The organism is Lichenihabitans psoromatis (assembly GCF_004323635.1).
Classification (GTDB): Bacteria; Pseudomonadota; Alphaproteobacteria; order Rhizobiales; family Beijerinckiaceae; genus Lichenihabitans; species Lichenihabitans psoromatis.
In genome coordinates this window covers 1,864,209-1,881,500 of the sequence record NZ_CP036515.1, presented here as the reverse complement: position 1 = coordinate 1,881,500, position 17,292 = coordinate 1,864,209, and the positions used below count along the sequence as shown (strand labels likewise).

Sequence of the window (17,292 nt, the reverse complement as noted above, 5' to 3'; positions counted from 1 at the left end):
TTCCGCGACGCGTGCCGGAGGCGGCGTTCGCCAAAGCAGGACACCGTACCAGATGATGGACCAGTGCGGCGGCGGCGGGATGGGACGAAGCCGAGCTGAAGCTCCGCCGCGAGCCCTGGTAGTGCCATTGGTCGGTCAAAGCTCCCGCATTCGGCCGCAGCAGAACGGCCTTGGGGTCATCGGTAGCTAATGGGCGAGGTCCTCCAGAAGTCGCAGCAACTTGCGATCATGGGCATTCAGGGAAGCGAGCCGCCCGATGATGTAGGGGCGGAGAGTCGACGTCCTCCCGTCATTGTCGAGGGAGTTGGATCCCGAACCTCGGGGCGGGGCCATCTCTCGTCGATCCTCTGGATGGCAGTGCGCCGGAAGAGCCGGGAAGGCTTGGTCATCGGGAGTCGGGCCGGTTTGCTGGGTCGGCAACCTCATCGTCGATGGCGACGAAAGGCCAAGCGACTTGTCAGAGGAGGCTGACATGGTTGGATCGTTCCGGTGAATGGACCTCGGCGCCGACCCATATCCAGGGCGCCAGCCCGCCCCGGGCCTAGGTGGCGTCCAGTGCGTAGATCAGCGCTGCTGAACAACGGGAAACGTCTCGCTCCGTCTCGCCCCGGGCTTGTTCCAATGTTCGACGTCGAAGGTCTCGGAGGTGATGACCTCGCCCTCCGCCAGCCAGTAGAGTTCCGCCGGTCCGTCGTGGCTCATGGAGAGTGCCTAACGGCTGCCGGTCCAGGCGCGTCGTCCTCCCACGCTTCGGTCGCGACGGCATAGGGCATGACGCGTGCCCTTTTGAGCGGCCACACGACGACGGCGCTCACGGCATAGTTCCAAAACGCGCTGACCAACGCGCCGAGGAAGCCCGCCAGCCACCATCGTGGCGCGTCCGCGAAGATCCAGGTCGCCACGCTGAGGTTGGCCAGGACCCCGACGCTGCAAACGGCGCCGAAAAGGACGAGGGCCGGCACCATCGACCAGCCCCGAACCCGCCGCTCGCGAAACGTTAGAGCGTTGTTTAGGAGGAAGTTGACAGGCATGGCGCCGAAGGACGCCAAAGTCTCCATCGCGTGGAAGCCGAGCTTCGGGGTGACGTGGATCATGGCCCGGAGGAGGAGAATGTGGGCGAGGAGACCTGCCAGACCGACGAGGACGTAAGCCGTCATACGGATGGGGACGAGGTCGCCGGAGAGGCGATGGACGATCAGCCCCACATAGTCGACAAGCACGCGAGCATCGAGCTTGCTGTCCCCTTCGCCCCTCTCTCGAAAATCGTAAACGACTTCCGCGACGCGCACGTCGCAGGGGATATGCAGCAGGACGTCGAGGAGGATCTTAAAGCCGTCGGATACGAGGGACGGCGCGATCGTCTCAATGAGGTCGCGTCGAACCATGAAAAAGCCGCTCATCGGATCGGCAACGGCACGCTTGAGCACGATGCGAGAGAGCGTCGCTCCGACGCCGCTCAGCCTGCGGCGGAGGGCACTCATCGCCCCGTCGACACCGCCGGGGTCGCGACGCGTTCCGATGACGAGATCGGCTTCCCGGTCGGCGACGAGCCGCCACATCGCCGCGAGGATCGTTTCGTCGTGTTGCAGGTCGCCGTCGATGACGGCGATAACCGGCGCCGAGGAGCACAGGGCTCCCTCAAGGCAGGCCCCCGCCAAACCACGCCGACCGACGCGGCGCAGGCAACGGAGCCGGGCGTCCGTCGCCCCCTTCCGCCTCGCCCAATCCCACGTCCCGTCTGTCGAGTCATCGTCGACGACGATCATTTCCCAAAGGATGTCGCGCAGCACGACGGCCAACCGGTCGAACAGGATCGGGACATTGTCACGTTCATTGAACGTCGGGACGATGACGGACAGCAGCGGTGCCGGACAGGGTTCCGAATGGTTCTGACGGCTGTGGCCAGCGATCACGGCCGTACTCCGGTCGACTCGGTTGCGGAACCTGTCGACGGGTAGGGAAGCGGATAGGGCCTGAGCAGGCCATGGGCTGGGACGATCGCAAGCTCGACCTCGTCGCGACCGTGCCGGCCGAGCCAGACATGCTCGGGAAGATCGAAGGTCGTGAAGTACGGCTTCAAGCGCGGCAGCTGCTCGGCGAGCAACGGCGCCGGCACGATGACGAGGGCGTCCTGGCCGATGAAGCGGTCGATCGAGGGACCGAAGGCGAACTGTCGGGGATCGTCAGAGAAGATGGCGACCTGCACGTCCTTTCCAAGGGCGAGGGCGATCTTGCCAGCGTCCATCCACCGCGTGGTCACCACGAAGGCCGGGTGCGTGGCGACTACCGCATCGGCGTTGCGAAGCGCGGTCCAGTCGAGGCTCTCCAAAGTCGGGTCTCGTCCCGCCCCCGAGGCCGCCACGCCGCGCGACGCCCATCCTTCGGCGGTCAAGCCCACCGCGACCACCAGCACCACGGCGAATGCGACAGTCGATCCGATCGCCCATTTGGGTGGCGAGAACCAGCGCGAGTGGCTCTTCTCGACCCAGGCGCCGAGGACCGGGAAGACGAACAGCCACCCGGGCATCGGCCAATGCGGGAGCCCCCGCGTGCTCCAGAGCGGCGCGATCGAGAAGATCACGATGGCCGGCAGCGACAACGCCAGCATGAGGCGGTCCGCGTCCCGGCCCGGAGAGCGGCAGGCGCCGACGAGCGCGGCGACCAGAGGAACGACCACCCACGGAGAGAGGAACGCCGCTTCGCCGGCCATCATGGCGAGCACTTGCACGGGGTGCAGGCCGGACTGCGGGAGACCGCGCGACGTCTGGAAGGCGAACGACACCCACCCGTTGCGGGCATTCCAAACCAGCACCGGCGTCAGGATGACGAGCGCCACAAGCGCGCCGAGATAAGGGGCGGGATGCGCGAGCCAGCGCCGGTGCCGAGGAGAGGCGACGATGAAGGCGACGAGCCCTAGCGCGATCAGGATCGCGTTGTACTTTGACAGGCCGGCCAGCCCGAACCACAGGCCCGCCAGCAGCCAAGCCCGCCATGGCGACGCCGTATCACCGTTCTGCTTCGGTGTCAGGACCGGCAGCAGCGCGTGGACCGCCGCGAGCAGGCTGAAGATCAGGACGCCGTCTGGCACGACCCAGCCGCCCGCCGAGACGGTGAAGAAGATCGACAGGTTGAGCGCGAGCACGCTCCAGACGGCGGATTGCGGCCCGTAGAGATGTCGCGTGATGAGGAACAGCAGCCACCCCGTTCCCGCAAAGAGCAGCACGAAGGGCAGCCGCACCCACCGGGTCTCCCCGACCACCAGCGAAGCCACATGCGCCAGCCAGATGTGCAACGGCGGATGGTCGAAATAGGAGAGGTGCAGGGCCCGTGCACCGGCGAGGGTGTAGGCCTCGTCGTTGCCGAACCCAATGGCGAGCATCAGGACGAGGCGGACCGCGAGGAAGACCGCGATGATCAGGGCCGCGGTCGCCGCCGGACGCGCCAGGAGCCAAGCAGAGGAAGCCGCACCCACGGAGGCCTCTTCGGCCAAGCGGTGCGCGGGCTTGTTCGACGAGCCGACCGATGCCGCCGCAACGGACGCGCGATGTGATGAACTCAACAGCAGTGCCTCGATGCGACGGTGAAGTACCGCCGCCGCACTCTTAGGGACGCGACCTGTCCATCAGCCGTCAGCTCACGTCGATGTTACCCACTCGGGGTCAGACTCGCCTCCCATCATCGGGCCAATGGCAGAGATCGAGGGCATACCGTCAAGGACGCCGATGGCGACTACTAGCCTGACGGCTCTCCGTCCTCCTCCGCAGCGACCAAATCCGGCACGGTCCTTGCGGCCGTGACCGGCTTGAAGATGGGCGGTTGATCGTCGGGCGGCGCCGACCCCTCTTCGGAGCCGTGCCGAGGGGCTGAGTTCAGGCGACGGGGCGATCGGTGAGGCCGCTGGTAACCGATTGTGTTGAAAAAGGCGTGGTTGCAGTAGTTGTGATTGCCTGATTCAGTTCTCCTGGGCGAAGGGGAGAACGCGGACATGATGGGCAGACAGTCGATCCCGCAGGAGCCGCTATTTTACGGGTTCAACCTGGAGCGGCATGTTCCGGCCGGTCATCTGCTTCGCTCTGTCGATCGTTTCGTCGACCTGGAGGGCGTGCGGGAGCATCTTCGACCCTTCTACAGCACGACCGGGCGGCCATCGATCGATCCGGAACTGCTGCTCCGGATGCTAATCGTGGGCTATTGCTCCGGCATCCGCTCAGAGAGGCGGCTCTGTGAAGAGGTCCACCTCAATCTGGCTTACCGTTGGTTTTGCGGGCTCGGCTTGGATGGCGCGGTGCCCGATCACTCGACCTTCTCGAAGAACCGTCACGGCCGGTTCAGAGAGAGCGACGTCCTACGCAAGCTTTTTGAGGACGTGCTCGGTCGCTGCATAGCGGAAGGCCTGGTCGGCGGTGAAGGCTTTGCCGTTGATGGCAGCCTGATCGCGGCCGATGCCCATCGTCAGCGCGGCGTGCCGAAGGCAGAGGACCTCGACCCGACTGCGAACAGGGCCGTGGCGGAGTACCTTGCCACCCTGGACGATGCTGCTTTCGGGGCCGCCACACCGGTCGAGCCGAAGTTCATTTCACCGGTCGATCCGGCGGCACGCTGGACCGCCTCCTGGGGTGGACCTGCGTTCTACGCTTACTGCACGAACTATCTCGTCGACGTGCAACATGCTGTCATTGTCGATGTAGAGCCCTCGACCGCCGTGCGTCAGGCCGAGGTCACTGCCGCCAGAACCATGATCGAACGGGCTTACGACCGCCTTGCGTTGTGGCCGCAGCGGCTGATCGCCGACACGGGGTACGGCTCAGCCGAGATGCTTGAGTGGCTGGTCCACGAGCGTGGGATCGAGCCGCACATTCCCGTGTTCGACAAATCCGCGCGCAAGGACGGCACCTTCAGTCGTTCAGAATTCACGTACGATCGTCATGCCGATGCCTACACCTGCCCCGCCGGGAAGCCGCTGCGGCAGCGACAAAAGACGTATCTGAAGACGCGCCCGCTTGTGGATCAGGACGGCATGATGCGCTACCGCGCCAGCAAGCGCGATTGCGAGATCTGCTCACTGAAGCCGCGATGCTGCCCCAACACCCCCGCCCGCAAGATCCCACGTTCCATCTCCGAAGGCGCTCGCGACATGGCACGCGATATCGCCAAGACCGACGCCTATCAGACCTCGCGTCGTGAAAGGAAGAAGGTCGAAATGCTGTTCGCGCACCTCAAACGCATTCTGAAGCTCGATCGATTACGGCTCCGCGGTCCAAACGGTGCCAGAGACGAGTTCCACCTCGCCGCTACAGCCCAGAACCTCCGCAAGCTCGCCAAGCTCATCCCGCTGCAAATGCCAGCGACAGCGTGAAGACCACCTAAAAGCTTCAAGACTGACTGAGCGACGAGAGCCTCGGGGCTGGAACAATGAGTTTTTCAACACAATCAACCGTCGTCGGACCTTCCTGACCGGGCAGCATCCGCCTGAGCACGCCATCGTGCACGGCATAGTGGTGAAAGAGGGCCGCGGCTGCATGGAACCCGGCGAACACGATGATGGCCCAGGCACCCCAATGGTGGACCCAGTTGAACGCCGACCGCCATGAGGGATCGAGCACGATTGGGGACGGTATGCTGGTGCCGAAGAACTCCACCCCATGGCCGCGGACCCACCTTTTGCCGAACCCGGCGATCACCATCGCAATCAACAGGCCATACAGGACGTAGTGCATCCCCTTGGCCGCGAGCTCGGCGAGGCCTTGGCTTGCCGGAGGCAACCGACGCCCCAGGAATGGCCGCCAAACAAGTCGCGTTATCAGCCCCGCTGCGAGAACGACGCCAAGAGAGACGTGCAGGGTCTGCAACGTGATCTGCGTCGGCCCATCGTGGGGAAAGAACGACCAGATGTGGGCGAGGCTGAACAAGGTCACGACCAGGATGGCGGTGAGCCAGTGCAACGTGATGGTCATGCCGTCGTAGCGTTAGGCACCGCGAGGCCGCCCGCCTTCACCGGCCAAGGCTCGGGTCGCCCCCGCCAAGCGTATGTCAGTCATGTTCAGCCTCTCTAATGGGTGCTCGGCCTGCATCGGTCGCGAGCGCCTCCGCCATCGTCGCTGCCGACCAAGGCGCTTAGCCACCATCGGGAGCGTGTCATCAAAGGCGACCGTGGCCCCGTCATGGTGTGCGTCACCCAGGGCGCCGGCGCATGCGCCGCATTCCATCCCCCATCGTCTCGCTCGCTCCTGTCAGATTGCTGTCAACGTCGGCGAAAACTTCCCGGCGCGGTCGTTCCTGACGGTAAGGTCAGCCCCAACAGGGGAGTGCCGCGATGAGGCTGCTGCTGGTGGAGGATAGTGTTCGCCTACGCGACCTGCTCACCGAGCGGATCCGCGGGGCGGGCTGGATGCTGGACGCGGTCGGCACGATCGCGGCCGCCACGGAGGCCTCGCGATCGATCCTCTACGACCTCGTCCTCATCGACCTCGGGCTCCCGGATGGCGATGGCAAGTCGTTGATCAGGTCGCTCAGGGCGCAGGGCTCGTCCGTGCCAATCCTCGTCCTGACGGCGCGGGGCTCGATCGACGACCGCGTCGACGCCCTCGACTGCGGGGCCGACGATTTTCTGATGAAGCCGTTCAATCACATCGAGTTCCTGGCCCGCTGCCGCGCCCTTTTGCGGCGTAGCGGGCCTCACCGCGCGGAGCGTATCGAGTTCGGCCGTCTCGAATTCGATCCGGCGTCCGGATCGGTTCGCGTCGGGGGTTCCATCGTGCCGGTCTCGCCCCGCGAGCGATCCCTCCTGGAGTTGTTGCTGCGCCACGCCGACCGCGTGGTGCCAAAGGAACGGATCGAGATTGCCTTGTCCGCCTTCGGGGAGGAGATCTCGACCAATGCCGTCGAACTGGCGATCTCGCGCCTCCGCAAGCGGCTCGAACCCGTCGAGGCCGGTATCGCCATCGAGACTGTGAGGGGCGCCGGCTATTTGCTGCGGGAGGTCAAGGCGCATGCCTGAGCGGGGTCGGACGCTACCGTCGCTCGCACGGATCGTCGGCTCGCGCATCGTCGTCTTCGCGCTCCTCGCGATGACCGTGCAGGTGGCCGTCGTGCTGGCCGACTACTATTTCGACGATCCCAAGCTCGCCTCCCTGATGATCGAGGGCGAGACTGCCGCTTTGGTCAAGGGAGTGAGCATCGGCCCGGGCGGCCCAACTTACGCGGTCCCGCGCGGCATGAAGCGCTACCAGGGATCGAACGGCGACTACTTCACCCGCGTGCGCACACCGGAGGGGCGAGTCGTGTTCTCAAATTGCGACGCGAGCTGCGCTCTACATCTGCTGCCGCAGGAAGTGAACCCGCCCGATCTTTGGTCGCGCCTGCTGCGGCGCGGCAAGCCGATCGCGGTCGCCGGTGGCCAATCGTTCGATGTTCATGGCGCAAAGATCTTCGTCGAGGTCGCGGTGCTCGATGACCACGAACGCGTGATGTGGCACGTTCTCGGACGAGAACTCGGCGACCACCTTGCCGTCCCGATGTCCATCATGCTCGTCTTCGTGCTTGGCGGCATCCTGCTGTCGGTGAAGCTCGCGCTGCGACCGGTGGAGCGGGCGGCCTCGCAGGCCGAGCACATCGATCCGCTCGACCCCAGCCAGACGATCGAGATCGCGGGGATGCCGAGGGAGGTCGCCAACCTCGGTGCGGCCGTGAACCGCATGCTGGTGCGCATCAACGCGCTGATGCAGGCCCAGCGCGTCTACACCACCGCCATCGCTCACGAGATCCGGACGCCGTTGGCGATGGTGAAGCTCGAACTCGGCAACATCGAGCATCCGCGCGCGCGAAAGATCGAGCAGGACCTCGACGCGCTAACCCACTTCGTCGCACAGATCACCGATCTCGGCCGGCTGGAAGGCGCCGACCGATCGACGTTCCGGTCGATCGACTTGGCTGCCCTGAGCCGAGCGGTCGTCAGCGACGTCGCGCCATGGGTCTACGACCACAAGGACACGATCGCCTTTGAGGACGCTGGCGCCGCAACGGTGGAAGGCCACCCTTCGTTGATCGAGAACGCAGTCCGCAACCTCATCGAGAATGCCATCCGGCACACACCCGGGCGCACCGCCATCGAGGTCACGGCCGGTCCCGGCGCTCGCGTGTCGGTGAGCGACGATGCCGGCCTGCTTCGTCAGGAGCCATCACCGGGCATGCCCGGTGATGGCTTGCCGGACCCGTCCGGTATCGGGCTGGAGATCGTCCGGCGCATCATGAGGCTGCATCGCGGGACGCTGGAGATGTCGGTCGAGCGTGGGAGCCGCACCACGATGGAACTCGCTTTCGCGGCCGATCTCGACCGCGAGGGCTGAGCGGGAAGAGGGCCAAGCACCCGATGTTCAGCCGGCGAAGAACGTCCCGCCGGACAGGACGACGGTGCCGTAGACCAAGCTGATCGCGACGCCAAGGCATAGGAGTGCCGTAAGCGACGAGCCGCGCTTCGGGTTCCGAACGTCAGCGAAGGGGGCTCTGGCCTTGCGGCCCGTGAGCATGGCGCCGATCAGGTTATCGCGCTTGATGAATTGGTGGAACAGGTTGACGCCGATGTGCACGACGGCCAGCCCCAGGATCACGTAGAACCAGATCGAATGCAGGGTCGCCGCCCGTGACGACCATGTGCCGCCGATCGCATCGGCAAACGGGCCGGACGCCAACACGCCGTCGCTGGAGAAGAGGCCGAGAGCGACCTGGACCGCGCAGGCGAGCAGCAATCCGATGATCATGAGCCCGCCGGCGGGGTTATGGCCCAGGTAGGGCCGCTCAGTGCCCGCCCACACCGTTTTCAGGTAGGCGACGACGGCGGCCGGAGAGGTCAGGAAGGTGGAGAAGCGCGCGGTGGTGCCACCGAAGAAGCCCCATAGGACACGGTAGATGACGAGCGTCAGGATCGTATAGCCGGCTGCCTTGTGCACCGTCATGGCGGGGTCGTCGAAGCCGCTGGACACCCAGGCGGTGATGACGGCGATGACAAGCCCCCACTTGAACAGGCGTGTCGGCAGATCCCATGCCAGGACGTCGGGACGTCGGCTCCCCTCCGGGTCGAAGTGACGCCGCAACAGGCGTTCAGCGGCGCTCATTTGTAAGCCGAGTGGCACGACCGGCACTCGCTGACGAGCGAGCCGAAGGCCGCCCTGAACCGCGCCGGGGTCGTGCTTGGTTGCCGGGCGGCGTCGGCCGTCGCCGCGAACTTCGAGAACCGCGTCCGAAGATCCTGGCCCTTCGCGCTCCCACCCGGGAACAGCGCCATGCCCGCTCTTCCCTCACCCGCATAGGCCTTCAGGATCGCATCGAACGTCGCCGGGTCGGTGACGGACAGCGCCGCCTTGGCCTCCTTCGTCGTCCGCGCCATCTCGGCCATCGTCGCCTTGAGAGGGTCTGCCAGGAGCGGTTCCGTCGACGCCATCAGCGGGGCCAATCCCCAAAAGACTGTCATTCCGGTTACGATGGCGCGGCGTGCCGGGCTAGTCGAGCGTCCTTGCGCTACAGCTCCCACAGGTGGACGTCGCAAGCCTTCCCCTCGATCCAACCAGTCGATCATTTTTTGATCTCCACTTGCTTTCTGGGATCGATGACCTCGCGACAGGGAGCGCTGAGCCGATCAGCCTTTCGGTGCAGGCAGGCTAGGATCGCCTCCTCGTCAGGAATATGGCTGGGGCAGAGCCGGAAGACGTCCGGCATGCAGTCGGCTTGCTGCGCCTCGGTTCCGCGCGGCTGAGCGGGAGCGTCCTGCGCCCATCCGACAGCCAGTAGGGTCGCCGAGGCGATCGCTGACAGCGGAAACGCGCCGAACAAACGGTTCAGCCAATTACGCGCGGCTGCCTGACGTATCGTGAAAGCTGTCATGATTAGACATTTACCGATGTCGCCTGTCGAATTGCTGTCGGACGGGGAGGGTGAAGAACGCGGTCTGACTGCAATGCACCCGGTCAAATCGCCCCTTGGCTAACAAGGTCCGATGTGATGGGTCCGCCCTTGCGCACGGCAACGGTCGAGCCTGGGCAAACGAGTTCGATACGGCAGCCGGGGTGGTTGTCGCCGATCGTGAGACGGAAGCCATGCAGGGTCGCGATCGCCGCGACGAGCGAAAGGCCGAGCCCGACGCCCTCTCGTTGGCGGCTGCGCTCCGCTCGATAGAAGCGTTTCAACACGCGCGTGCGGTCGTCCTCGGCGATGCCGGGTCCATCGTCGGCGACCGTGACCACCGCGCTTCCGTCCCGCTCGACCAGGGAGAGCATCACATGACCGCCTCGCGGGGTGAACTTGATGGCGTTGTCGAGCAGGTTCGCGACGGCTTCGAAGAGCAGGTCCCGATCGCCCATCGCGATTGCGCCACTTGCCTGGTCGACGCCGACCCGAACGGTGATCTCACGGTCTTCCGCGATCGGATCGTACAACTCGGCCGCCTCGACGAGGATCTGCCCCAGGTCGACGGATTGGAATGCCGCCCGACGGCGGCCGTGTTCGATCTCGCCGATCCGCAGAACGGCCGTGATGACCGCGAAAGTCTGGTCGAGCCAGCCGAGCGTCTCGTCAATGGCGGCCGCGAACTCCGCCGGCGACGTCACCGCGTTCCTCGAGCGCTCAAGACGGGTGCGGGCCCGGGTCAACGGAGTCCTGAGGTCATGCGCGATACTGTCGCCGACGCTGCGGACTTCGTCGAGCAGCCGTTCGATCTCGTCCATCATGGCGTTGATGTCGGTCGCCAGACGGTCAAATTCATCGCGCCGCCCTGTCAGAGGAAGACGCTCACTCAGCCGACCCTCGCGGATCGCGGCGATGGCTTCGCTGAGAACCGTGACGCGTCCGAGCGCGCGGCGACCCAGGAGCGCCCCGCCTAGAAGGGAAAGGGCCACCATGGGCCCGAGCCCGAGGCCGAGCGCCCGGATGATCACGACGCTGACGTGCTCCAGCGCATCCGTGTCGTTGCCGAGCGCGAGCGTGCGGCCGTCCGGCAGGTTCAGTCCGATCGCCCGGATCCGTTCGCCGCGCTCGTCGCCGTCCGCGTCCTGCGCCTCGGTCGTGGCGTATTGCGGCTTGGCGTCGGGCCAAAGATCTTTGGGCAGCGAAGGCATGTTGCCGGCTTGCGCGACCCCGTCATGGGTGGCGAGTATGCCATACCGAACGCTGTGAACATCATCCCGCAGCCACGCTTTCAGGGCCGCAACAGCGGCTCCCGGGTCGTCCGCGATGGCCTTCGCCTCGTGGCGGAGCATGTCGTCCAACTGCGCACGCTCGTAATGAGCCGTCTGCCAGTACACGAAGGCGAACAGGATGATGGACAGACCGGTGAAAGCGGCCGCTGCCGTCATCGCCCAACGAAAGGCGGTCGTCCGGAAGAGATCAAGCCGGAGCATGCAGCATATATCCGATCCCGCGCACGGTCTCGATCAAAGGCGTTTCATCGGGGCCGTCGAGTTTGCGGCGCAGGCGTCCCATGTGGACGTGGATGAGGTTCGTGCGCGGCATGAAATTGTAGTTCCAGACCTCCTCGAACAGCATGGCTGGGGTCACGACCTGCCCCTCGCGCCGCATCAGGTATTCGAGGAGCTTGAACTCGCGTTGCAACAGGTCGAGCGAGCGCTGACCACGCGTTGCCGTCGACGTGATCAAGTCCAACTCCAGCGGCCCGACACGGAGAAGCGTCTCGCGCGACGCCGCCGGCCGGCGCAGCAGCGCCTCCACGCGGGCGGCGAGTTCGACGAGCGAGAAGGGCTTGCTGAGATAATCGTCGCCGCCCGCCCGCAAGCCACGGACCCGCTCGTCCACATGCCCCATCGCGCTCAGGATCAAGGCCGGGACCTTGTTGTCCTCGCCTCGCAGGGTCTTGAGCACAGTCAAACCGTCGCAGCCCGGCAGCATGCGGTCGATCACGATGACGTCCCATGACCCTTCACGCGCCTGTTTGAGGCCTTCGATTCCGTCGGCGGCGATCTCGACGCCGAACCCGCGCCAGCGCAGATCCGATGCGATTTCCGCAGCAGTGATGTCGTCATCCTCGATCAGCAGCAGCTTGGGCATCGTCATCCGGTGAGAAGTGATGACGCAACCTAGACCGCGCCGGCGGTGCGGTCCGCAGCTTTCGGCGGCGCGCGCCTGAATTCGAATTTAGTGGTGCGAGCCCAGCGCACCGCTACCTCATGGCTCGACGGCGTCCACCCCTGCGACGCCCATCGATGGGAATTGAGGCTCACTGATGCGTATGACCAAGATCGCCGCGTGCCTCCTGGCCGGCGTCCTGCTTCCCGTTGGACTGGCCAGTGCCGCCACCACACCCGACACCAGAGCTTCGACTGTCTGGCCCATGACTGCCCGGACCCAGGTCGCGCAGGCCAAGACCTCGCAGGGGTCCGAGCAGGTGAAGACACTGTCGCCGCAAGCACCCGTGAGCATGCCGCAGCCGGTTGGGGCGTTCCCGACCAACGCCGTCACGGACCGCCCCTACGTCAGCCCCGAAGGTGGGGTCGAGGGATATAAGAAGACGGTCGGCGCCCTCCAGAGAACCCTGACGGAGTTGCAGCAGCTCCAGCTCCAGACCAAAGAGGCCCACTGGAACGTCTCCGGGACGCTCTTCTACTCGCTGCATGAACTCTTGCAGGACCATTATGAGGGCCTGTCCAAGTACGCCGACGAATGCGCCGAGCGCCTTCTCGCTATCGGGTCGTCATCGGACGGACGCGCCAGCACGATCGTGAAGACCTCGGCTATTCCCGAGATCCCCGGCGGCTACATCGACGATGCCCAGGTCATCGTCTGGTTCACCAATGCCTACAAGACGGTGGGCGAGGAGGTCCGCGCGGGCATCAAGGACACGCAGGATCCCGATCCGACCTCGTCAAACCTGCTGCAGGAGATCGAGCACGGCATCGACAAGTACCAGTGGCAGATGCGCGCCTTCGTCCAGGGGACGCACACCGACCCCAACACCGGGTTCGACATCAACAACAACAAGCCGGTCGACCTGCCGAGCCAGCCGTCCAAAATCGATCCGAACGCCAAGTGAGTCCTACGCGAGCGCCGACGTCGGCGCTCGCCCTTTGAGGATATGACCATGACTTTTAAATGCACCCCCAAACTGTTGCTCTTGATCGGCCTCCTCACCACCGCGACCGCGACGGCGGCGTTTGCCGATACCGTCGTCAAGGTGAGGCTCACCGGCGAAAGCCATGAGAAGATGGGCCTCGAAGCCACGCCTTCGAGCGTGCCGGCCGGCAAGGTCGAGTTCGACGTCACGAACGCCGCGATGAAGACGGGCCATGAGATGATCCTGGTGAAGCTCGCATCCAAGAGCGAGACGCTTCCCCTCGATCCCGCCAAGCACCGCATCGACGAGAAGGCGATCAAATCGCTCGGCGAGGTGTCCAACCTCAAGGCCGGCGCCGTCGGCGTTCTCAAGGCGAGCGTGACGCCCGGCGACTACATGCTGATCTGCAACATCAAGGGCCACTACGAGGCCGGGATGGCGGCACCGTTCACCGTAACGCCCTGAGCGGCACGATGTCGCTCCGCGATGCCGATACGGTTCTCCCGCCCGGCATGGACATCTCCCGTGCCGGGCGTCTGGGCGTGACCACGCGTGCCCTGCACTGGGCTACCGCCGCCCTCGTGGCCGGCGGGTTCGGCGCGGCCTGGCTGTTCAATACGCTCGGCCCAAGCCCCACTGCAGCCAAACTGGTCGAGATTCATCGCTCGATCGGGCTCTGCATCTTGCTCGTCACCCTCGCGCGCGTGACTTGGCGCACGACGCATCCGTTGCCGCCCGTGCCGAGCGCGCCCTGGGAGCGGTGGCTGGCTTGGACGGTCCAGGCACTGCTGTACCTCGCCCTGCTGGCCATGCCGATCCTCGGCTGGCTCGGCAGCAACGCGCAGGGTGACACCGTCACGTTCCTCGGCCTTCTCCCGCTGCCCGATCTCGTCGAGGCGAACCAGGATCTCGGCGATCGTCTCTTCGTCCTGCACGGCTGGCTCGGCTACGGCATCCTGGCGTTGCTCGCGCTGCACATCGCTGGGGCGTTGCGGCACCGTTTCATCAAGAGGGACGATGTCCTGCAACGCATGACGACGGGCCGGTCTCTCAAGGCGGCGAGCAATATCGGCCGCTCCTGACCCTTCACGCCCCCCCAAATCGGAATGTGCCATGCGCCTGACTAAACCCCTCTTGGCTGAGTTCCTCGGGACGTTCGCTCTCATCTTCATCGGTGCGGGGGCCGTCATCGTCCTCGCGCCGAACGAGACCGTCGCCGTGGCGCTGGCTCATGGCTTCGTCATCATGAGCTTCGCCTACGCGTTCGGCAACGAGAGTGGATCCTACGTCAATCCGGCGCTCGTCGTCGCAAGCGTGGTGGCCGGCGAGCACTCGCCGTTGGATGCGGTGCCCGTCATCATCGCCCAGCTCCTTGGCGGCATTGCGGGGGCGTTCCTACTTGTCGCCATCTACGGTCATGGCGCGCCGCACCACCTGGGCGCGACATCGATCGACCTGAGCAGGACGACGCTGCTCGGAGGCTTCTTGCTCGAAGCCGTGGGGACGTTCTTTCTTGCCAGCATCGTTCTCAATACGGCGGTGAGGGGCACGGCCGGACCGTTCGCGCCATTCGCGATCGGGATGACGGTGGCTCTCTGCATTATGAGTTTCGGGGCGGTCACAGGCGGCAGCCTCAACCCGGCGCGGACGCTTGGGCCCGCGCTTGCGACAGGCGACTTTGCCGAGGTCGGCCTCTACGTAGTGGCCCAGCTCGGAGGCGCAATCGTCGCCGGACTGCTTTATCGGCTCGTTTGGAAAGACACGAAGGCCGATGCCAGCGCCTCCGCGGTCCCGGGCCTTCCGGCGCGGTCCTGATCCACACGGTCCGCGCGGGTTCCGCCGTCCACCGTTGACTGCCAGTTTTAGACCCGAGTGAGGAAACTGATCGTGCTCGACATCAAAGACGACAAGACCAACACCAAGACCTTCGAGATGGCAGGCAAATGCCCGTTCGGCGGCGACCGCGTCGGCGGCGCCGAGGGCACGCCCCCCGGTCTCTCGGACTGGTATCCGCAGCGCCTCAAGGTGGAATATCTCCACCACAACGGGCCCCGCGCCAATCCGCTCGGCGACGATTACGACTACGTGCACGCCTTCAACGCGCTCGATTACGAGACGTTGAAGCGCGACATCAAGTCGTTCCTGACCACGTCCGTGCCCTGGTGGCCGTCCGACTATTCCAACTACGGCCCGCAGATGATCCGCATGGCCTGGCACTCGGCCGGCACGTATCGCATCTCCGACGGCCGCGGCGGCGCGGGCGAAGCCATGCAGCGTTTCGCGCCCATCGACAGCTGGTGGGACAACGGCAACACCGACAAATCGCGCCGCCTGATCTGGCCGCTCAAGCAGAAGTACGGCAATGCGCTGTCCTGGGCAGATCTCATCGTGCTGACTGGAACTGTCGCGCTCGAGATCATGGGGCTGCCGACTTACGGGTTCGCAGGCGGCCGGCGGGACGCATGGGAAGCCGACACCCGCACCTATTGGGGTCCCGAGGTGTGGGAGGATCCCAAGAACGTGTCGTCCTTCGACAGCATGGTGACGCGCGACAAGCGCTGGCGCGGCCAGAACGGCGATGCCGACTACGACCTCGAAAATCCGCTGGCGGCCTCGCATCAGGCCCTGATCTACGTCAATCCCGAGGGCCCCTACGCCAACGGCGACCCGATGGGCTCGGCGCGCGACATCCGGATCACGTTCACCCGCATGGCGATGAACAACGAGGAGACGGTCGCGCTAATCGCCGGCGGTCACGCCTTCGGCAAGAGCCACGGCATGGTGGCGGCCGATCAGATCGGCGCGCCGCCCGAGATCTCGCCCATCGAGGCGATGGGTCTGGGTTGGCACAACCCGGTCGGCACCGGCTCTGGTCAGTTCACGATGACGAACGGTATCGAGGGCAGCTGGACGCCCGATCCCACCCAATGGGACAACAGCTACCTCGAGAACCTCTTCAAGTTCGAATGGACGCAGACCAAGAGCCCCGCCGGTGCGTCGCAGTGGACGCCGATCGACGCGGATGCGCCGAAGACGCCCGACGCCCATGTGCCGGGCAAGATGAACCCGCTGATGATGATGACCAGCGACATCGCGCTCAAGGTCGATCCGGATTACCGCGCCGTCTGCGAGAAATTCCTGAACGACTTCGATGCCTTCACGCAGGCCTTCTCGAAGGCGTGGTACAAGCTGACCCATCGCGACATGGGCCCGCGCGAGCGTTACCTCGGGCCGGAGAAGCGGAACGAGAACGGCCTGCTGTGGCAGGATCCAATTCCGCCGCGCGACTACGACGTGATCGGCGCGGCCGAGATCGCGGCGCTCAAGCAGTCGATCCTTTCGAGCGGCCTCAGCGTGTCGGACCTCGTCTTCACGGCGTTTTCGGCAGCCTCCACCTACCGCAACAGCGACAAGCGCGGTGGCGCGAACGGGGGCCGGTTGGCGCTTTCGCCGCAGAAGGATTGGGCCGTCAATCGGCGCACCGGGCCGGTCATCGCGGCACTGCAGAACGTCAAGCAGGACTTCGACGGCAGGCAAGTGGGCGGCGCCATGAAAGTGTCGCTCGCCGACCTGATCGTGCTCGGCGGTTGCGCCGCGCTCGAGAAGGCCGCGTCGGACGCGGGCGTCCAGATCGCGGTGCCGTTCACGCCCGGCCGGCGCGACACGACACAGGACCTGACCGACATCGAGATGTTCACCTGGCTGAAGCCCGTGGTCGACGGGTTCCGCAACTATGTCGACGACCAGTTCGCGGCGATCTCCCAGGGCGTGTCGCCCGAGGATTTGTTCCTCGACAAGGCGCAACTGCTGGCCCTCACGGTCCCCGAGTGGGTCGCGCTGGTGGGCGGCCTGCGCGCCATGGGCTCCAACCACGACGGCTCCTCGACCGGCATCTTCACCAATCGGGTCGGCGTCCTCAGCAACGACTTCTTCACCACGCTGACCAATACGGACTACGTGTGGAAGAAGACCGACGACAAGGGCATGGCGTTCTCGATCGACGACCGGACCTCGGGCGCGCCGCGCTTCACCGCGACCCGGAACGACCTGATCTTCGGATCGAACAGCCAGTTGCGCGCCGTCGTCGAGGTCTACGCCAGCAGCGACGGGCATGCCCGGTTCGTGAAGGACTTCGTCAAGGTCTGGGATAAGGTGATGATGCTCGATCGGTACGACGTCGGCACCTGACACGAGGATCGACGCTGCAGGACGGTGGGGGGGCGGCTTGCCGAACGGCA

The 17,292-nt window shown here is 65.4% G+C and carries 17 protein-coding genes; 8 read left to right on the top strand and 9 right to left on the bottom strand.

Annotated elements, in window-relative coordinates; genetic code table 11:
- Nucleotides 1-564: 564 nt before the first annotated feature.
- The 3 genes from EY713_RS22715 to EY713_RS08735 are packed head-to-tail and all read right to left on the bottom strand — an operon-like array spanning nt 565 to nt 3,559.
- Nucleotides 565-702 carry a hypothetical protein gene (locus EY713_RS22715; RefSeq protein WP_165491075.1) on the bottom strand — a complete coding sequence of 46 codons (138 nt, stop codon included), beginning with the start codon at nt 700-702 and terminating at the stop codon, nt 565-567.
- A complete protein-coding gene (locus EY713_RS08740; protein WP_131114451.1) occupies nt 699-1,913 on the bottom strand; it encodes a glycosyltransferase family 2 protein in 1,215 nt (404 codons plus the stop codon). The genes EY713_RS22715 and EY713_RS08740 overlap by 4 nt, the downstream gene beginning before the upstream one ends.
- Nucleotides 1,910-3,559, bottom strand: a complete 1,650-nt coding sequence (locus tag EY713_RS08735; protein ID WP_131114450.1) for a glycosyltransferase family 39 protein — start codon at nt 3,557-3,559, stop codon at nt 1,910-1,912. The genes EY713_RS08740 and EY713_RS08735 overlap by 4 nt, the downstream gene beginning before the upstream one ends.
- A gap of 426 nt (nt 3,560-3,985) precedes the next feature.
- Here EY713_RS08735 and EY713_RS08730 point away from each other — a divergent pair, with 426 nt between their 5' ends.
- A complete protein-coding gene (locus EY713_RS08730) occupies nt 3,986-5,356 on the top strand; it encodes a transposase (RefSeq protein WP_131114449.1) in 1,371 nt (456 codons plus the stop codon).
- A gap of 16 nt (nt 5,357-5,372) precedes the next feature.
- Here the strand turns inward: EY713_RS08730 and EY713_RS08725 are convergent, their stop codons facing one another.
- Nucleotides 5,373-5,954, bottom strand: a complete 582-nt coding sequence (locus EY713_RS08725) for a cytochrome b (RefSeq protein WP_131114448.1) — start codon at nt 5,952-5,954, stop codon at nt 5,373-5,375.
- Between the two features lie 359 nt (nt 5,955-6,313).
- On the opposite strand from EY713_RS08725, the gene EY713_RS08720 reads away from it, so the two are divergent.
- Both EY713_RS08720 and EY713_RS08715 read left to right on the top strand, forming a co-directional pair.
- A complete protein-coding gene (locus tag EY713_RS08720) occupies nt 6,314-6,997 on the top strand; it encodes a response regulator transcription factor (RefSeq protein ID WP_131114447.1) in 684 nt (227 codons plus the stop codon).
- Entirely contained in the window at nt 6,990-8,345 is a 1,356-nt protein-coding gene (locus EY713_RS08715) for a sensor histidine kinase (protein ID WP_131114446.1), read from the top strand. Before EY713_RS08720 ends, EY713_RS08715 begins: the two co-directional genes overlap by 8 nt.
- Nucleotides 8,346-8,372: 27 nt before the next feature.
- Here EY713_RS08715 and EY713_RS08710 read toward each other — a convergent pair whose 3' ends face one another.
- From EY713_RS08710 to EY713_RS08690, 5 genes are all read right to left on the bottom strand, one after another.
- Nucleotides 8,373-9,110 (bottom strand): cytochrome b/b6 domain-containing protein, encoded by a 738-nt coding sequence (locus EY713_RS08710; RefSeq protein WP_131114445.1) that lies wholly within the window; start codon nt 9,108-9,110, stop codon nt 8,373-8,375.
- Nucleotides 9,107-9,436, bottom strand: a complete 330-nt coding sequence (locus tag EY713_RS08705) for a cytochrome c (RefSeq protein ID WP_165491074.1) — start codon at nt 9,434-9,436, stop codon at nt 9,107-9,109. Before EY713_RS08705 ends, EY713_RS08710 begins: the two co-directional genes overlap by 4 nt.
- 131 nt (nt 9,437-9,567) lie before the next feature.
- Nucleotides 9,568-9,876, bottom strand: coding sequence for a hypothetical protein (locus EY713_RS08700; protein WP_131114443.1), 309 nt, complete (start codon nt 9,874-9,876; stop codon nt 9,568-9,570).
- 83 nt (nt 9,877-9,959) lie between these two features.
- On the bottom strand, nt 9,960-11,387 hold the full coding sequence (locus EY713_RS08695; protein WP_131114442.1) for a sensor histidine kinase: 1,428 nt from the start codon (nt 11,385-11,387) through the stop codon (nt 9,960-9,962).
- The gene (locus EY713_RS08690) at nt 11,374-12,051 is read right to left on the bottom strand and encodes a response regulator transcription factor (protein WP_131114441.1); all 678 of its coding nucleotides are present in this window, start codon (nt 12,049-12,051) and stop codon (nt 11,374-11,376) included. Before EY713_RS08690 ends, EY713_RS08695 begins: the two co-directional genes overlap by 14 nt.
- Nucleotides 12,052-12,226: 175 nt before the next feature.
- Here EY713_RS08690 and EY713_RS08685 point away from each other — a divergent pair, with 175 nt between their 5' ends.
- From EY713_RS08685 to katG, 5 genes are all read left to right on the top strand, one after another.
- Nucleotides 12,227-13,033 (top strand): Dps family protein, encoded by an 807-nt coding sequence (locus EY713_RS08685; protein WP_342635983.1) that lies wholly within the window; start codon nt 12,227-12,229, stop codon nt 13,031-13,033.
- A 48-nt stretch (nt 13,034-13,081) separates the two neighbouring features.
- Nucleotides 13,082-13,519, top strand: a complete 438-nt coding sequence (locus tag EY713_RS08680; protein ID WP_131114440.1) for a sulfocyanin-like copper-binding protein — start codon at nt 13,082-13,084, stop codon at nt 13,517-13,519.
- A gap of 8 nt (nt 13,520-13,527) precedes the next feature.
- A complete protein-coding gene (locus EY713_RS08675; RefSeq protein ID WP_131114439.1) occupies nt 13,528-14,136 on the top strand; it encodes a cytochrome b in 609 nt (202 codons plus the stop codon).
- 31 nt (nt 14,137-14,167) lie between these two features.
- Complete coding sequence (locus EY713_RS08670) at nt 14,168-14,869, top strand: MIP/aquaporin family protein (RefSeq protein WP_131114438.1); 702 nt, start codon at nt 14,168-14,170, stop codon at nt 14,867-14,869.
- Between the two features lie 117 nt (nt 14,870-14,986).
- Nucleotides 14,987-17,242, top strand: coding sequence for a catalase/peroxidase HPI (katG, locus tag EY713_RS08665; RefSeq protein WP_170314107.1), 2,256 nt, complete (start codon nt 14,987-14,989; stop codon nt 17,240-17,242).
- Nucleotides 17,243-17,292: the final 50 nt, after the last annotated feature.

Excerpts from the sequence above, each read along its gene's own strand:
- EY713_RS08670 (WP_131114438.1), top strand. The coding sequence starts at position 14,168 with ATGCGCCTGACTAAACCCCTCTTGGCTGAGTTCCTCGGGACGTTCGCT.
- EY713_RS08730 (WP_131114449.1), top strand. The coding sequence starts at position 3,986 with ATGATGGGCAGACAGTCGATCCCGCAGGAGCCGCTATTTTACGGGTTC.
- EY713_RS08690 (WP_131114441.1), bottom strand. The coding sequence starts at position 12,051 with ATGCCCAAGCTGCTGCTGATCGAGGATGACGACATCACTGCTGCGGAA.
- EY713_RS08705 (WP_165491074.1), bottom strand. The coding sequence starts at position 9,436 with ATGGCGTCGACGGAACCGCTCCTGGCAGACCCTCTCAAGGCGACGATG.
- EY713_RS08685 (WP_342635983.1), top strand. The coding sequence starts at position 12,227 with ATGCGTATGACCAAGATCGCCGCGTGCCTCCTGGCCGGCGTCCTGCTT.
- EY713_RS08715 (WP_131114446.1), top strand. The coding sequence starts at position 6,990 with ATGCCTGAGCGGGGTCGGACGCTACCGTCGCTCGCACGGATCGTCGGC.
- EY713_RS08720 (WP_131114447.1), top strand. The coding sequence starts at position 6,314 with ATGAGGCTGCTGCTGGTGGAGGATAGTGTTCGCCTACGCGACCTGCTC.
- EY713_RS08710 (WP_131114445.1), bottom strand. The coding sequence starts at position 9,110 with ATGAGCGCCGCTGAACGCCTGTTGCGGCGTCACTTCGACCCGGAGGGG.
- katG (WP_170314107.1), top strand. The coding sequence starts at position 14,987 with ATGGCAGGCAAATGCCCGTTCGGCGGCGACCGCGTCGGCGGCGCCGAG.
- EY713_RS08680 (WP_131114440.1), top strand. The coding sequence starts at position 13,082 with ATGACTTTTAAATGCACCCCCAAACTGTTGCTCTTGATCGGCCTCCTC.
- EY713_RS22715 (WP_165491075.1), bottom strand. The coding sequence starts at position 702 with ATGAGCCACGACGGACCGGCGGAACTCTACTGGCTGGCGGAGGGCGAG.
- EY713_RS08700 (WP_131114443.1), bottom strand. The coding sequence starts at position 9,876 with ATGACAGCTTTCACGATACGTCAGGCAGCCGCGCGTAATTGGCTGAAC.
- EY713_RS08695 (WP_131114442.1), bottom strand. The coding sequence starts at position 11,387 with ATGCTCCGGCTTGATCTCTTCCGGACGACCGCCTTTCGTTGGGCGATG.
- EY713_RS08675 (WP_131114439.1), top strand. The coding sequence starts at position 13,528 with ATGTCGCTCCGCGATGCCGATACGGTTCTCCCGCCCGGCATGGACATC.
- EY713_RS08725 (WP_131114448.1), bottom strand. The coding sequence starts at position 5,954 with ATGACCATCACGTTGCACTGGCTCACCGCCATCCTGGTCGTGACCTTG.